Annotated in this window: 17 protein-coding genes; 16 read left to right on the top strand and 1 reads right to left on the bottom strand. The window is 35.5% G+C overall.

What is annotated here, in order from left to right:
* Window positions 1-177: 177 nt before the first annotated feature.
* The 14 genes from EDX97_RS10580 to EDX97_RS10515 all read left to right on the top strand — a co-directional run.
* A partial coding sequence (locus EDX97_RS10580; RefSeq protein ID WP_128521153.1) for a zinc-dependent alcohol dehydrogenase occupies window positions 178-1167 on the top strand: 990 nt, incomplete at its 5' end.
* A 98-nt stretch (window positions 1168-1265) separates the two neighbouring features.
* Complete coding sequence (locus tag EDX97_RS10575) at window positions 1266-3278, top strand: BglG family transcription antiterminator (RefSeq protein WP_128521121.1); 2013 nt, start codon at window positions 1266-1268, stop codon at window positions 3276-3278.
* A 10-nt stretch (window positions 3279-3288) separates the two neighbouring features.
* Window positions 3289-3798 (top strand): YcxB family protein, encoded by a 510-nt coding sequence (locus EDX97_RS10570; RefSeq protein ID WP_128521120.1) that lies wholly within the window; start codon window positions 3289-3291, stop codon window positions 3796-3798.
* A gap of 126 nt (window positions 3799-3924) precedes the next feature.
* Window positions 3925-5880, top strand: a complete 1956-nt coding sequence (locus tag EDX97_RS10565) for a BglG family transcription antiterminator (protein WP_128521119.1) — start codon at window positions 3925-3927, stop codon at window positions 5878-5880.
* Between the two features lie 144 nt (window positions 5881-6024).
* Window positions 6025-6888, top strand: coding sequence for a sugar phosphate isomerase/epimerase family protein (locus EDX97_RS10560; protein ID WP_128521118.1), 864 nt, complete (start codon window positions 6025-6027; stop codon window positions 6886-6888).
* 21 nt (window positions 6889-6909) lie between these two features.
* Entirely contained in the window at window positions 6910-7782 is an 873-nt protein-coding gene (locus tag EDX97_RS10555; protein ID WP_128521117.1) for a class II fructose-bisphosphate aldolase, read from the top strand.
* 1 nt (window position 7783) lies between these two features.
* Window positions 7784-8260, top strand: coding sequence for a PTS sugar transporter subunit IIA (locus tag EDX97_RS10550; protein ID WP_128521116.1), 477 nt, complete (start codon window positions 7784-7786; stop codon window positions 8258-8260).
* A 10-nt stretch (window positions 8261-8270) separates the two neighbouring features.
* Window positions 8271-8570 carry a PTS fructose transporter subunit IIB gene (locus EDX97_RS10545; RefSeq protein ID WP_128521115.1) on the top strand — a complete coding sequence of 100 codons (300 nt, stop codon included), beginning with the start codon at window positions 8271-8273 and terminating at the stop codon, window positions 8568-8570.
* Window positions 8571-8605: 35 nt separating this feature from the next.
* A complete protein-coding gene (locus tag EDX97_RS10540; protein ID WP_128521114.1) occupies window positions 8606-9646 on the top strand; it encodes a PTS fructose transporter subunit IIC in 1041 nt (346 codons plus the stop codon).
* 12 nt (window positions 9647-9658) lie between these two features.
* Window positions 9659-10573 carry a cupin domain-containing protein gene (locus tag EDX97_RS10535; RefSeq protein ID WP_128521113.1) on the top strand — a complete coding sequence of 305 codons (915 nt, stop codon included), beginning with the start codon at window positions 9659-9661 and terminating at the stop codon, window positions 10571-10573.
* A gap of 48 nt (window positions 10574-10621) precedes the next feature.
* Window positions 10622-11068 (top strand): ribose 5-phosphate isomerase B, encoded by a 447-nt coding sequence (rpiB, locus tag EDX97_RS10530; protein WP_128521112.1) that lies wholly within the window; start codon window positions 10622-10624, stop codon window positions 11066-11068.
* 9 nt (window positions 11069-11077) lie between these two features.
* Window positions 11078-12082, top strand: coding sequence for a dihydroxyacetone kinase subunit DhaK (locus tag EDX97_RS10525; RefSeq protein WP_128521111.1), 1005 nt, complete (start codon window positions 11078-11080; stop codon window positions 12080-12082).
* A gap of 3 nt (window positions 12083-12085) precedes the next feature.
* The gene (dhaL, locus tag EDX97_RS10520; protein ID WP_128521110.1) at window positions 12086-12733 is read left to right on the top strand and encodes a dihydroxyacetone kinase subunit DhaL; all 648 of its coding nucleotides are present in this window, start codon (window positions 12086-12088) and stop codon (window positions 12731-12733) included.
* Between the two features lie 22 nt (window positions 12734-12755).
* A complete protein-coding gene (locus EDX97_RS10515) occupies window positions 12756-13220 on the top strand; it encodes a DUF3284 domain-containing protein (protein WP_128521109.1) in 465 nt (154 codons plus the stop codon).
* A gap of 127 nt (window positions 13221-13347) precedes the next feature.
* Here the strand turns inward: EDX97_RS10515 and EDX97_RS10510 are convergent, their stop codons facing one another.
* Complete coding sequence (locus tag EDX97_RS10510; RefSeq protein WP_183164345.1) at window positions 13348-13830, bottom strand: PRD domain-containing protein; 483 nt, start codon at window positions 13828-13830, stop codon at window positions 13348-13350.
* 139 nt (window positions 13831-13969) lie between these two features.
* Between EDX97_RS10510 and EDX97_RS10505 the strand changes: the two genes are divergently transcribed.
* On the top strand, window positions 13970-15127 hold a 1158-nt coding region (locus EDX97_RS10505; RefSeq protein ID WP_221175942.1), incomplete at its 5' end, for an IS3 family transposase.
* A complete protein-coding gene (locus tag EDX97_RS11925; RefSeq protein ID WP_221175929.1) occupies window positions 15124-15372 on the top strand; it encodes an IS3 family transposase in 249 nt (82 codons plus the stop codon). The genes EDX97_RS10505 and EDX97_RS11925, both read left to right, overlap by 4 nt.
* Window positions 15373-15430: the final 58 nt, after the last annotated feature.

The raw sequence follows: 15430 nt of genomic DNA, 5'->3' as shown, positions 1-15430 counted from the left end.
AATGCAAGGAAAAATGAAAGCGCAAATGTTTTATGCACCAGGAGATGTACGATTTGAAGAAACAGATATTCCTCAAATTGGAGATGATGAAATTCTTGTTAAAGTTCGAGCTGCTTTAACTTGTGGAACAGATTTGAAGACATATCGTCGTGGTCATCCAACCATTATTCAACATANCAAATTGGAGATGATGAAATTCTTGTTAAAGTTCGAGCTGCTTTAACTTGTGGAACAGATTTGAAGACATATCGTCGTGGTCATCCAACCATTATTCAACATACACCATCTACATTTGGCCATGAGTTTGCCAGTGATGTTGTTGAAGTAGGCAAGAATGTTACAAAATTCAAAGTAGGTGATCGGGTTGTTGGTGTAAATACAGCTCCATGTTTTGAATGTGAAAACTGTAAAAATAAACAGTATAGTTTATGTGAACATCTTCAATATTTGAATGGAGCATTTTCTCAGTATGTTGCTGTACCAGCACATATCTTGAAATATAACTTCTTTAAAATTCCAGATGGATTGCCATATGAATATGCAGCATTGCTGGAACCATTGGCATGTGCTGTACATGGTTTTGATTCCATCCCTGCCAAAGTTGGTGATTATGTTGTTGTAATTGGTGCCGGTCCTATTGGATTGATGTTCATGGATCTTTTGAACTTGCATGGATGCCGTGTTATCGCAGCCGACTTGTCTGAACATCGATTGGAATTATCAAAGAATTTTGGTACAATTGCGCAAGTAAATGCCGGTGCACCGGATTATGTTGAACAAGTAAGAAAACTAACAGAAGGAAAAGGACCACAAATCGTTGTAGAAGCAACCGGATTCCCAGAAGCATGGGAAAAAGCATTTGAAATGGCTCGTCCAGGAGCTACCGTGTTATGCTTTGGCGGAACAAAAAAAGGATCAAAGGTCACATTTGATTGTGAGAAATTCCATTATGGAGAGATTACCTTGAAAGGTGTTTATCATCATACGCCATATCATGTACAATGGGCATTGAAACTGTTGGCCAGTGGACAAATTGATGGTGGCAAATATATTAGCGGGTACTACCCACTAGAAAAAACGATTGATGCATTGGAAAGCATTGGCAGACAAGAAGGCATTAAATATGTTATCTTGCCAAATGATTCAAAAGAAGAACTGCATCAATAAAATCTTTTAATAAATTTAATCACAAAAGGATAGTCTGCCATGACTATCTTTTGTGTATATATGCCGATTGGAAAATATAATAGTCAGGAGGCTACAATATGGATCATCGTGATAATAGTATTGTTGAACAGGTATTAAAGTCGAATAAGATTAGTTTACGTGATCTTTCTATCGTTTTACATACAACATCTAGAAACACGCAACATTTAGTTTATGAATTAAATGAAGATTTACAGGCTCAGAAATTACCTATTTTATTGATTGATTCCAATGATAATGTATATTTTTCTAAGGTATATGAAGGATTAGATAAGGAATTACGTGATTTTCTTTTGCAAAATAATTTTTATACGTATCGACTGACAAAGAATGAAAGACGTACCATTATCGCGATGATTTTATTGAATAGTACGGATTATGTAACTACCAATGATCTTGCTGAACATCTTCAAACAAGTCGAGGAACAATCATATCTGATATAAATCAAGTAAAAGATAATTTGAAAGATAATGGAATCAAATTGGTATCACAAGTGAGTCGTGGCTATTTTATTCAGGGTAGAGAAGAAACAATACGTTCTCAAATTTTAAAAATTTTATTGATGAACTTCAATCAAAATATGACGGATATTCAATATAATACGTTTCAACATTTTTTGTTGAGGGAAATAATACCGTATGAAGACATTTATCCAGAATTGAAAAAGATTATTTTAGAAGAAGAAAAATCTGAAAATTTATTATTATCTGATTTTTCTTTTGAAGAAACCATTTATGAGTTATTGATTATTATTTCAAGGTTGAAAAAGGGACGTATTATTGAATATTCGGATAAAAATCTAACAAAAAGTTCTAAATATGGATTAAGCAGCCATATATTACAGAGGGTTTGTGTTAAATTTCAGATAATGATACCAAGTTCAGAGATAAATCATTTTGTTCAAAGTTTAAGAACGAAAAGCTATATCCATAGTACGACAGATCATATTGATGAAATTGCGATACCGGTAATGATTGGTGAAGTGATTTTTCGTATTGCGAATTATTTACGTTTAAACTTTTATTTAGATAGTAGTTTATATGATTTATTGGTTGATCATATAAAATCTGCCTTGTATCGGGCAAAAAGTGGAGATGTTTTACCCAATCCTTTTACAGAACAAATGCAAGAAAGATATACTGAAATCTTTGAAGTAGTGCAAAAAGAAGTAGAACCATTAGAAAGATATGTAGGCAACCAATTGAATCCAGGCGAAATTGCATTTTTAGTTATGTATTTTGGCGCTATGTTTGAAAAAGAAAAGGCAGGAAATGAAATAAAAGAAAAAGTTAATGTCATGTTGATCAGTCCGATGGGTAGAGGGGCTATTCAACTGCTTGCAGGAGAATTAAGTCGTTTAAAAGATTTGATCACCATTAAAAAATCTCAATCTATACATCGTATTGATGAAGAGGATCTAAGAGAAAATGAAATTGAATTAATTATATCTACTGCTCAAATCAAAGAATATTCTGTTCCGACAATCACATTAAGAAGCCCTGTTTTATCAGAAGACGATTTAACTAAGATTCGTATTGAAGCGATGCATATTCTCGATGAGAAATATAGGATAAGGGAAAATAAAGTAGAAGAATTAGAACAATCAAAAGTGAGAGCAGGAATTTCACCTGATTATATTTTGAAAGATAGTATTTTGTTAGACTATCACGCAAAAGATTGGGAAGATGCAATACGCAAATCGGGTGAATTATTAGTAAATGTAGGCGCTGTAGATGATCGATATGTTAAAGGTATGATTCAAATGATTTATGATAACGGTGGTGTAGAAGAAAGCTATATTGCCATTTCAGAAAATGCTATCATGCCACATGCTGATCCTGATCAAGGTGCTATTCGAGATGCAATGAGTTTTGTTCGTTTAGATCAACCAATTTCATTTGGAACACAAACTGTCAAATATGTAGTAGCTATTAGCGTACTAGGTGCAGAAAGTGTTAATAATTTTGTGTTCACACTGATAAATATTTTCCAAGATGATCGAATGTTAAATATATTAGATACAATTGATTCGGTCGATGAAATGTTTGCGTTCATTACAAAAGAAGTTTAGAGGAATCATCATGTCGCAGAAACAATTTACTAGTTCTTATACTAATGATTCAAAATATGTAAAAGAGTATATACAAGCAACTCTTAAACCATATACAAAAATTATGTTGTTATGTGCCGTAATAGCATTTGCGTTTGCAGGCGCAACAATTGCATTGAGAATACAAACAACAATTTCTATTTTATTTCTTTTACTCGGAGGTTGTTTATTATTGGATGCCTATTATTTTTCTTGGCATCGTGCGCATAAAAAGACAATAAAAGGATATAAACAACTTTATGGTAGAGTGGATGTACCAGTTGAAGCTAAAATAGATGATAAAGGTGTCCATTATACAGTTAATGGAAATACATTAAGTTATTCTTATGATGAAATTGATCGAATAGAAGGAATGAAACATTTAATTGTATTTATATGTAAAAAACGAGTTGTCCCTTTTTTAAAAGATTCTTTTTCAAAGGGAGAACTACAAATGTTGAAACAATTTGTGAATAAAAAAGGTAGACAAATAACAGGATGAATACGGATTCATAATACATTATGAAAAAATTAATAGGCTTAGATTGCCAATAATTTTCGATGATTGTGATAAATAGCATAAAATGATAGGCTTTTCAAAGAAAAGAAAAGGTGATATTTTTAAAACATGATTGATGCATTAACGGAAAAATGTGTACGAGCTTTGATAGATGAAGATCGACCAATCACTGCTAAAGAAATTGCCAATGAAATAGGTATGTCGGTAAGTAGTGTCAAGCATAACATGGGCTATGTACGTCAATTAATTGATGAAAATGGTGGTCAACTAGAAACTTTGCCGGGTCGAGGATTTAAGCTACACTTAGATGATGATGGTAGAGAAGAATTGATCCAGATGATCAATGAAAATCGAGATAAGTCCTACTATTTCTCATATCGAAAAAGCTATATCTTAAATATTCTTTTTGAAAATAATTCGAATTATACGATACAGATTTTTGCGGATGATCTGAATGTAGGGAAAAACATTATTAATCGGGATCTGGATCGAATTGAACAATGGCTTGATTATTTTGATTTGAAATTAAATCGAACGAGAAATCGTGGAATTACTGTTGAAGGTGGAGAATTTCAGAAGCGACAGGCATTAATCTACGATAATGCGATGCGATTGAATGATTTGATTCCTGGTAATGATAAACCAGAAATCATTGATTATCGAATCTCGCAACGTATGTATACATATTTTCGAACACTGTATCCGCAATGTGATGTAGTTGAATTACAGGATCATGTGTTGTTGATCGAAGAACGTTTAAACATGATATTTGACGATACTTCTTTTACTCAACTGATGGAATATATCGCTGTAACTAAAATGAGGATCCATAAGAATTGTATTGTGGTGGAGCCGAACATCATGTATAAATGTAAGATCACGATGGATCAATATAATGTTGCGCGTGATATCATTGATCGGATAGCCCATGATATGCATTTCTTTTCTTTATTAGAAGTTCGTTGCTTGGCAGCACAAATTGCCATCTATTCCAGTCGTGCTTCTGGCATTAGTATGATTCATGAGGCTTATTATAATGATATCGCAGAGAGTTTTATTGAACTGTTACAACGAATCATCCAAAATAAGAAGATCCTGATTAGTGAATCCTTGATTGAAGATTTGAGTTCATTGTTTATGAAAAAGAAATTACAACGCAGCTATCAAGTTACGAATGATTCTTATTTAAACTTTGATATTAAATCCAGCATGCCTGGTCTTTATGGAATCGTATTAACGAATCTTCAACCTGTTGAAAATCGATTGCGAATCACCATGACAGAAAATGATGTGGCATATATTACAATGATGATTTCGAATGCCATTGAAGGTGGCAAAGCCGAATTAAAAATCATTGTATATAATTCGTTTGATCGAAATACGAGAACGTATATAAAAAATAAGTTGTATCATTCTTTGGATAACGTGAAGAAGATCGAAATGGTTCGTGAGGATAATTTTCAAAATGTAAATCTATCGAATTATGATTTAGTTTTTACAACGACTCCATGTCCGGTTGAAAACGCCATTAAAGTAAGTCGCAGATTGGATCGTTTTGATATCAAAAAAATGAATGATGCCATTTTACTTCGCATTAAGGAAAGTCAAAAAATTAAGATCAATAATACACAAATTTTTTTCTTGGAAAATATCAAAACGGGATATTCAGCTAAAAATAAAGAAGATGTCATCCGTAAGGGTTGTAAACTTTTGGAAGAAACGGGATTTGTACAGCCGGGATTTGAACAAAAAGTACTGGATCATGAACATGTGACACCAACTTCCATTGGTGGAGGGGTTGCCATTCCTCATGGTTTTAGAGAAAATGTAAAACAAAGTGCAGTGGCTGTGATCACATTGAAACATGTGATTGATTGGTCTAAAAATGATAAGGTTCAAGTTGTATTTTTGATTGCAGCTGATTTTAAAAACAATCAAGAAATTCAAGATTTCTTCTCAAAATTTTACGCTTTCATCGATGATAAAAATAGCATACAAGAGGTCATCGATGCAAGGTCGCCAACACATATCTTAGAGATATTGCATCGAAAAAATTTGTATTAATTGTCAAAAAGTCCTTTATATAAAGGACTTTTTCTTTTGCACTCTTGTAAGTGCAAAAGGGGACCTTAATAAATTTGAGAAAGTGAAATCGAAAATATATTCTAAAAGTGGTTAAAGGCAAAGCAAGTAGAAAGGAGGAAGAAAATGAAGATCACATTTGGAGTTGACAGTTTTATTTGGAGCGAGGTGTTTGGCGAAAAAGATATTTGGATCATTCCCAAAGCAGAAGAACTTGGATTCGAAGTTATTGATCTAGCGATTGCACATCCAGAAACTTTTCCAACCGAAAAGGTCAAGGCTGCACTCCAGAAAACAAATTTAAAGGTTGTTACAACAACAACTTTAGGAGCAGAAACCAATCCAATTTCAGCAGATCCTGAAATTCGAGCTAACGCTATCCGACATATGAAAAAATTAGTGGATATCAATAAAGATTTGGGTTCGACCATTACCGGTGGTGTCAACTATGCCGGTTGGGGTTGCTTGAGTGGAAAGCCACGTACAGAAGAAGAATGGAGACGATCAGTCAATTGCATGCGAGAGGTTGCTGAATATGCTTTGGCAACGTATCCAGAATTAAAAATTTGTGTAGAACCATGTAATCGTTTTGAAACACATTTTCTAAATATCGCTGAAGATGCGGTTCAATACTGTAAAGATGTTGGAACAGGAAATATGGGTGTCCATTTGGATTGTTTCCATATGATTCGCGAAGAAAAAAGTTTTACTAAAGCCGTAAAAACATGTGGAAAAGAATATTTAGGATATGTGCATGTGAATGAAAATGATCGTGGAATTCCTGGAACAGGGTTGGTTCCATTTAAAGAATTTTTCAAAGCATTAAAGGACATTGATTACCAAGGGTATTGTGTTATTGAAAGTTTTGATCCTAGTTTTACTGAATTAAATGCCCAATGTGCCATTTGGAGAAGTTTTGCGCCAACCGGTGAAGCATTGGCAGTTGAAGGATTACATAATTTAAAAGAAATAGCTGCAACCATTGAGTAGCGAAGGAGGAATACAAAATATATGTTAGTTAACTTAAAAGAAATCTTAAGTGAGGCCGAAAAAGGTGGATATGCGATTGGTTGTATCAACACACCGAATATGGAAACATTACGTGCGGTTGTTGATGCGGCAGAAGATGTAAATGTACCAATTATTATTGATCATGCGCAAGTTCATGATTCATTGATTCCAATCGAATACATTGGACCGAAAATGGTTGAATATGCCAAACAAGCAAAAGTACCTGTCTGTGTGCATCTTGATCATGGAAGTGATTATACGTTTGTCTTACGAGCAATCCGTGCTGGATTCACATCCATAATGTATGACTTGAGTGCTTTGCCATTTGAAGAAAATGCAGCACAATTGAAAACATTTGTTGAATATGCACACAAGATGAACATTACGGTAGAAGCTGAATTGGGAATCATGACTTCGACAGCTGATGATAGTCACGGCGGTGCAGCTGGATGGACACATGAAACGATTAAAAAGACATTTACGGATCCAGCTCAAGCTGCTGAATTTGCGAATATCACAAATGTTGATGCTTTGGCCGTATGTTTTGGTACAGCACATGGAATTTATGCCGAACCACCAATTTTAGATATCGATCGTGTAAAAGCAATTCGTGCAGCGATGCCTTCTTCAACCCGTGTCGTTATGCATGGTGGAAGTGGTGTTGATGCTGATCAGGTACGAGCTGCGATTTCGGCTGGCGTTTCTAAAGTTAACTATTATTCGTATATGGCAAAGGCATGTAGTGCGCATATGGCAGAATATTTTGCTGAAAATAAAGGAGATGTTTTCTATCATGAAGCACAAGAAGAAGCTTATCGCTTTATGCGCGGATATGCAGCCGATGTGATGAGAGTATTTAAAAACGGAAAATAATATGGAATCTAGCATTGATCTATCAAAAGTTTTTGTGAAAGATGCTGTCGTGCTTGATCATGAACCTTTCTTGAATAAAGATGCGATGTTTGACTTCATGGTGGATCGATTTGTACAAGCTGGTATTGTAACCGATAAGCAACAATACTTGGATGCTTTACAATATCGTGAAGGACTTGGATCAACATACATGGGAAATTTTATCGCCCTTCCTCATGGAAAATGTGATGCCGTTATTCAACCAGGTATTGGCTTTTGTCGATGCATATCACCTTTTCAATATGAATCTTGTGGTGAGTCTGGGGAAGTAAAATATATATTCATGTTAGCAATTGCTGGTACACAAACAGGAGATGAATATATGCGTGTGTTAGCAGCTTTGGCAGGATTATTGGCTCATTACGAGTTTATCGATTTGGTGTCGAAAGCAAAAAGTTATGACGAAATTTTAGAAATAATAAAAGAGTTTAAAAAATAGGAGATGTCTTATGAAAGTTGTAGGGGTTACTTCTTGTGCAACGGGTATTGCACATACATATATGGCAGCAGAAGCAATCAAGAAAATTTGTAAAGAGAAAGGATACGAATGCAAAGTAGAGACCCAAGGTGCACTGGGAATCGAAAACAAATTAAAGGATAAAGAAATTGCAGCAGCTGATTTGATTGTCTTTGCCAATGATGTAGGAATTACACAGGCTAGTCGTTTCAAGCCATATAAAGACAAGACGATTTCGGTCAAACCTCATGAAGTCATCAAAAATCCGGGAATCATCTTCGAAAAACAATAAAAAAATAAAACATTAGGATTAAAGGAGAAATAATAATGAAAGACACATTACGTGAGATTCAACAGGCATTGTTAACTGGTGTTTCTTACATGTTACCATTTGTAATTTCAGGTGGAATTTTAATTGCTTTAGGATTCGCATTTGGAGGTTACTTGATTCCAAATGATCCATATGGATCGAGTTTTGCATCTACGACATTCTGGCTTGGTAAAGTTGCATTTGGATTGATGTTACCTGTATTGGGTGCATACATTGCCTATGCAATTGCCGATCGTCCAGGTATCGTTGTTGGTATGGTTGGCGCTTGGATGTGTACAGACCCTTGGGGTGTTGGCCAATCTTCTGGATTCTTAGGTGCTTTGATTGCAGGTATCATTGCAGGTTATTTAACAAACTTAATCAAACGTATTCCTTTACCAGAAAAATTACGTTCGTTGTTACCAACGTTAATTGTTCCTTTGTTAGGCGTTTGGGGCATTGGTTTGATTATGTTCTATATCATTGGTGCACCATTGGCAGCCATGACAACGGGTTTGACTTCATTCTTGAATGGATTGGGTACTGGAAACTTAATTATTTTAGGAATAGTCCAAGGATGTATGCTTGCCTTTGATATGGGTGGTACCGTAAACAAAGTTGCTTATGCATTTGCATTGGCTGCAATGGATGCTAATAATTTTATGCCAATGGCAGCTAACTTTATTGGTAGTATGGCACCGCCACTTGGAATTGCGATTGCTATGCTTATCAACAAGAAAAAATTTACAGAAAATGAACGAGGTTCATTGGTTGGTTTGTTTGTTGGTGCCTTTGCGATGATCACTGAATATGCGATTCCTATCGCGACAGCCGATCCAATTCGTGTTATTCCATCCTTGATGGTTGGTTCCGCAGTAGGTTGTGCATTGAGCTATGCATTTGGATTAACGATGCGTGCTCCACATGGCGGCTTATTCGTTCTATTTGCATTAAATAAACCTATTCTGTTTATCTTAGCATTGATTATTGCAGGTTTTGTAACAGCAGGAATGTTGTTGCTCTTGAAGAAAGATGCTCCGGTTGAGGAAGAAGACTAATAAGAGGTAAAAATGGCAAAGTTAAAAGACATATTAGAAAAATTTCCGTTTGAACCGGATCAAAAACGTCCGATGTTGATTCGAAAAGAAGATTATAGTACAGCACTTTATCCTCCTAATGATGCGTATACATCCGATAATACATTTACATTGATTTCTACCGACACTTTCATGCTGGGAATCTATGAATTAGGGCCAGGCGGTGTATTTCTGCCATTAGATATTCATCCTGGTGATGAATCGTATTATATCTTGAATGGACCAGTCGTACAACGTAGTGGCAATGGACAATTTGCTTATTTGGAAACAGGCGAAGGATTGTTTATGCCAAAGGGAGCATGGCATTGTTGTCATAACTTTGGATCTGAAAAAGCACGAATCTTATATTTTATTACTCCAAAAGCATGGAGTGAAAATATTCCACCAGCTTACATTCCTTCGGATGAAGAAACAAAATTCTATAAAGGACCAAACAATGATAAGTTGCCAAATATGAGAGATAAGATCCATGATATTTCTCGTCAAGGATGTACAGATGATATTGGTCATTGGCCATGTGAAGCAGCCGAAGCACGAGAAACAGGAGCTGTATATGGTGTACGGGATTTTGAAAAACTAAATGTGGTTCATGGCACAAAACATCCTATGTTGATGCGTTTCATCACTAGCAATGATTATGGACACTACGGCGAAATGATCTTGCCTGCTGGTGGTTATGGGCCAAGATGTTCAGATCCAGATGTACACAAAGGAGATGGAGCTCTATTCTGCATCGATGGACCAGTGACGATCAATTTGGTTGATTTGCAGGAAAGTTATGTATTAAACAAAGAGGAAACATTCTTCTTGCCTGCGGGAACAAAATATCAATTGGTAAATTTTGAATCGAAACCAATCAAGGTTGTCTTTGCGATAACAGAATTATAAACAAAAGACCGTAGATTTGTTCTACGGTCTTATTAGAAAGGAGATCAGATGAAATTAGTAGTTGGTTGTGATGAAGCAGCGTTTCAATTAAAGGAGCGCGTAAAAAAACATTTAATGGAAAAAGGATATGAGGTAATAGATGTTGGTGTCTATAATGAGGATCCATCTTTATATCCATTGACAGCAGAAAAGTTATGTCAGGAAATTATTGAAGGACGAGCTGAAAAAGGTGTATTGATGTGCGGAACAGGTATTGGTATGGCGATAACTGCCAATAAAATGCCAGGAATCCGAGCTGCTGTTTGTCACGATATTTTTTCTACAGAGCGTAGTAGAAAGTCAAATGATTGCCAAGTCATGTGTATGGGAGCAAGGATCGTTGCACCAGAAACAGCATTGATGTTATTGGATCGTTGGTTAGAATGTGAATTTTCTGGTGGAGGCAGTTTGCCAAAAGTTGAAAAAATCAATGAAATTGATCAGAAATATAGATGAGGTAGTGTCATGCAAAGAATAATAAATGACCCAAATTTAGTTGTTGAAGATATGTTGGAAGGTTTTGTGAAATGTCATAAAGATATTCTTCATGTTTCATCGGATAATCCTCGTGTAGTTGTATCAAATACCGCAAAAAACAAACCACGTGTTGGTATTGTTACTGGTGGCGGAAGTGGACATAAACCAGCTTTTATTGGATATTGTGGAAAAAATATGGTAGATGCTGTAGCGATTGGTGAAATTTTTTCATCTCCTACGGCCAAATCATTCTATGATTGCTTTCGTGAAGTCGATCAAGGTATGGGCGTTGCATGTCTGTATGGAAACTATGCAGGCGATAATATGAATGTAAAACTGGCAATGGAATTGGCAGATGATGATGATATCGAAGTCAAAACGGTCGTTGCCAACGATGATGTGGCGAGTGCACCTAAAACGGAAAGAGAAAAACGACGTGGGGTAGCCGGTGAAATCTTGATGTGGAAAGTAGGGGGTGCTATGGCTGCCAAAGGTGCTTCTTTGGATGAAGTTATCCGCGTATCCCAAAAAGCTATCGATCATACACGAAGCATTGGTGTTGGATTGAGTTCTTGCACAATTCCAGCGAATGGCAAGCCAAATTTTGAAATCAAACCAGGAACAATGGAATTTGGGATTGGCCATCATGGCGAACCGGGTATCAAAGTGGAACCATTAGGTACAGCCAAAGACATGGCCAAAGAGATGGTGGAAATGGTAGTGAATGACCTACCGTTCCAAAATCGCGATGAAGTGGTTGTGTTGGTGTCTGGTTTGGGATCGACACCTGTTATGGAACAGTATATTTATTATAATGAAGTAGAAAAATTATTGACTGAAAAAGGAATCCGTATTTATAAATCCTATGTTGGTAATTACTTCACATCATTGGAAATGAATGGAATCACTCTTTCTTTGATGGAACTAGACGATGAGCTAAAAGAATGTATAGATATGGACGTAAATACGATGGGATTGGTACAAGCGGAGTAGAATATGGAACAAATAAAGAATGAAAAAAATGCCAAAATTGTATTAGATATGATCCAGGCTATTCATGAAAATGCTGCTTACCTAAGTGAAGTCGATGGTGCTACCGGTGATGGGGATCATGGCGTCAATATGAACAAAGGATTCTTAATGGCAAAAGAGCGAATCAATGAAGAGATGAGTTTCTCGGATGCTTTAAAGATCTTAGGACGAACCCTAGTGATGGATATTGGGGGAAGTATGGGACCTATTTATGGTACATTCTTTAATCGTTTATCAAAGGTAATTTGTAAAAACGATATCGTTGATAAATATGTTTTAGCACAAGCGTTGAATAATGCTACAGAAGGGCTCATGGATCTTGCAGGTGCCAAAGTTGGTGATAAAACGTTGATTGATACAGTATATCCAGCTAAAGAGGCATTTCAAAAAGCCGTCAATCAAAATGAAGATTTTGCGACGTGTTTAGAAATTCTTTCCGATGCAGCCGAAGAAGGAAAAGAAAACACGAAAAATATGGTTGCTAAGATTGGTCGTGCAGCACGGCTAGGGGAACGCAGTAAAGGCTTCTTGGATGCAGGAGCTACATCTTGTTGTATCATTTTAAAAACGATGGCAGCATCTATGATTGCTGAATTAAATGAAACAAAGTAATGAATAGGAAGGTGGTGATGAAATGATCATAAACCGAAAATTAAATGTAAGTGATGAAGAATTATTTGATTATATTGTTAAGCTTTTTCGCCAAGAGATTAAAAAACAAGGTTTTGGAGATGTACGTATACAAGATTTTTATAAAGGATTGGTATTAAAAAAATCTATTCAAAATCAAGAGGAAAACCGAAGTTATTCCTTTACAATTGCTGAATACGACCGACCAAAACGAATAAAGATCATTTACACAACAAGTAAAGGTACACGGTTTGTTGATTATCGAATTCGCCACAAGAAAGACTTTGTATGTGACGTTGAATACGAGGAAGATATCGTTGCTAAAAATTTAAGGATGCGATTAAAGGCCATGAATAATGACGCGAAGACAAGAAAAAACATGGCTAAATCAATCAAAGCTATTGAACAGGATATCATTTCAAAACGACAACAAGATCATCCGATGGAAACAAATTTGTTTTCGGAATGATATTATAATTTAGTAATGTATTGTGTAGATTATCTTTTATTTCAGATTTTGAAGCCATTGTGTAAGCTGGGGCATGATCTTCAGCTTACGCTTTTTTTATTTAACGGCAATATGCTGTTAAATAAAATTAGCTTGTTTTTTTCGATTCAGCAAATTCAGCAAACATTTCAACAATATAGGCTAGTTCCGTTTCGTATATCTCACAATAAAATATGTCTTTGATTACTAAAAAATGCTCGTAGACAACATTATAGATATTACTGTATTTGCGTTGTAATGTATTCAGATGTTTATAGGCTAGCGGTTGCTTTTTTATCAATCTTTCGAGCATAAAGCTTGTATGCATCAAAAAGGCTGTTAAGAGGGAATTAGAAAAGTCTAAATCTAGATCTTTGACTATATTTGAATATATATCATTAAGAATAGGTAATATCTTATTTGCATCTAAAAAAATCAACTGTTGTTGGATGGTGCTCGATAAGACATCATATAAATTCTTTTCTTCTAGCTCTTTGGCATTTTCGGAAAGCGCTTGTGTATTTAAACTGTTTATTGAAGATGACGAATCTCGGAAACAATTGTAGATATTTTTGATTTCTGGATTTGACAAATGGGGGTGCGGACAAATTCTTGGACCGACGATGACAGGGAGGAAGAAAAATGTCGTTTACGGAGGAAGAGAAAAAGAAAGCACTTCAATTGTATGATGAAACTGGATCGATAGCTAAGGTAATTCATAAACTCGGATNCAGGGAGGAAGAAAAATGTCGTTTACGGAGGAAGAGAAAAAGAAAGCACTTCAATTGTATGATGAAACTGGATCGATAGCTAAGGTAATTCATAAACTCGGATATCCAAGCAGACAAAATATGTATACTTGGATCAAGAATCGAGATATCGAAAAGAAACGCAAGAAATATGATGCTACAGATTCACCAGGGCACAGGCGTCATCCATCATTAGAAATAAAACTTGAAATACTTCACCGTTGCTTTGAAGAAGGAGAAGACATAAAATCAATATCAGAAGAATACGGATATTCAAGGACGAGTATTTATAGTTGGAGAAAGCTGTATTTATCTGGAGGTGCAGCGGCGATAATGAATAAAAAGAAAGATTTGCCAAGAGGAACTTTGATCGTTAATGAAGATGCTGATAAGGGTTCCGATAATAATATTGAACTGGCAGCTAAGATAAGAGATCTGGAGCTAGAAAACGATATATTAAGACAGACAATAGAAATATTAAAAAAAGATCAGGGCATCGATCTGTTAAGACTGAAAAACGCAGAGAAGACAATGATAATCGATGCCCTAAGGAATAAATATGCATTGTCCCTGCTTCTTGCAAAACTTCAGATATCCAAGAGCAGTTACTTTTATCAGCACAAGATACAGCAATCACCTTATAAATATGAGGCAATAAAGGTAAAAATTATTAAATTATTCAAAGAAAACAAGGAAAGATACGGTTATAGAAGGATCCATTCACTACTGAGAAAAGATAATATCATTGTATCTGAAAAAATAGTAAGACAAATCATGAAAGATAATAATCTAGTAGTAAAAGTCAGAAAACACAAGAAGTATAGCTCCTATCAAGGAGAAATAAGTGAAGCGGCAGAGAATATTATCAATAGAGATTTTCATTCAGAAAAACCCAATGAAAAGGTGCTGACAGATATCACAGAATTCTCAATACCTGCAGGAAAAGTATATCTTTCACCAATAGTAGACTGTTTTGATGGAATGATATCAAGTTGTACAGTAAGTACCAACCCTAATGCAGATTTGGTCAATAGCATGTTGGATGATTATCATTCTAAGCTAAAAGAAGATGAGAAACCAATAGTTCATAGCGATCGGGGGGGTGTCATTACCGATGGCCTGGATGGATTAATAGAATGAATAAGTATGGATATACCAGAAGCATGTCTAAGAAAGGTTGCTCACCGGATAATTCGGCATGTGAAGGATTCTTTGGCAGGATGAAGAATGAGATGTTTTATGGCCGAAATTTTGTTGGTGTAACAATTGAAACGTTTGTAGAGATTATCAATGATTATATCATATGGTACAATACCAAAAGAATAAAAGCATCGTTGGGTTATTTGAGCCCTATGGAGTACAGGCAAAGTCTGGGACTAATTTGAAATAACAAGGTCCAAGAATTTGTCCGCACCCCCTCTCCATTAAAGGTGAAATATAATG

Origin of the sequence: Absicoccus porci, assembly GCF_003725415.1 — a bacterium.
GTDB lineage: Bacteria > Bacillota_I > Bacilli_A > Erysipelotrichales > Erysipelotrichaceae > Absicoccus > Absicoccus porci.
This window is presented reverse-complemented; position numbering and strand designations above follow the sequence as displayed.

Excerpts from the sequence above, each read along its gene's own strand:
- EDX97_RS10575 (WP_128521121.1), top strand. The coding sequence starts at position 1,266 with ATGGATCATCGTGATAATAGTATTGTTGAACAGGTATTAAAGTCGAAT.
- EDX97_RS10570 (WP_128521120.1), top strand. The coding sequence starts at position 3,289 with ATGTCGCAGAAACAATTTACTAGTTCTTATACTAATGATTCAAAATAT.
- EDX97_RS10565 (WP_128521119.1), top strand. The coding sequence starts at position 3,925 with ATGATTGATGCATTAACGGAAAAATGTGTACGAGCTTTGATAGATGAA.
- EDX97_RS10560 (WP_128521118.1), top strand. The coding sequence starts at position 6,025 with ATGAAGATCACATTTGGAGTTGACAGTTTTATTTGGAGCGAGGTGTTT.
- EDX97_RS10555 (WP_128521117.1), top strand. The coding sequence starts at position 6,910 with ATGTTAGTTAACTTAAAAGAAATCTTAAGTGAGGCCGAAAAAGGTGGA.
- EDX97_RS10550 (WP_128521116.1), top strand. The coding sequence starts at position 7,784 with ATGGAATCTAGCATTGATCTATCAAAAGTTTTTGTGAAAGATGCTGTC.
- EDX97_RS10545 (WP_128521115.1), top strand. The coding sequence starts at position 8,271 with ATGAAAGTTGTAGGGGTTACTTCTTGTGCAACGGGTATTGCACATACA.
- EDX97_RS10540 (WP_128521114.1), top strand. The coding sequence starts at position 8,606 with ATGAAAGACACATTACGTGAGATTCAACAGGCATTGTTAACTGGTGTT.
- EDX97_RS10535 (WP_128521113.1), top strand. The coding sequence starts at position 9,659 with ATGGCAAAGTTAAAAGACATATTAGAAAAATTTCCGTTTGAACCGGAT.
- rpiB (WP_128521112.1), top strand. The coding sequence starts at position 10,622 with ATGAAATTAGTAGTTGGTTGTGATGAAGCAGCGTTTCAATTAAAGGAG.
- EDX97_RS10525 (WP_128521111.1), top strand. The coding sequence starts at position 11,078 with ATGCAAAGAATAATAAATGACCCAAATTTAGTTGTTGAAGATATGTTG.
- dhaL (WP_128521110.1), top strand. The coding sequence starts at position 12,086 with ATGGAACAAATAAAGAATGAAAAAAATGCCAAAATTGTATTAGATATG.
- EDX97_RS10515 (WP_128521109.1), top strand. The coding sequence starts at position 12,756 with ATGATCATAAACCGAAAATTAAATGTAAGTGATGAAGAATTATTTGAT.
- EDX97_RS11925 (WP_221175929.1), top strand. The coding sequence starts at position 15,124 with ATGAATAAGTATGGATATACCAGAAGCATGTCTAAGAAAGGTTGCTCA.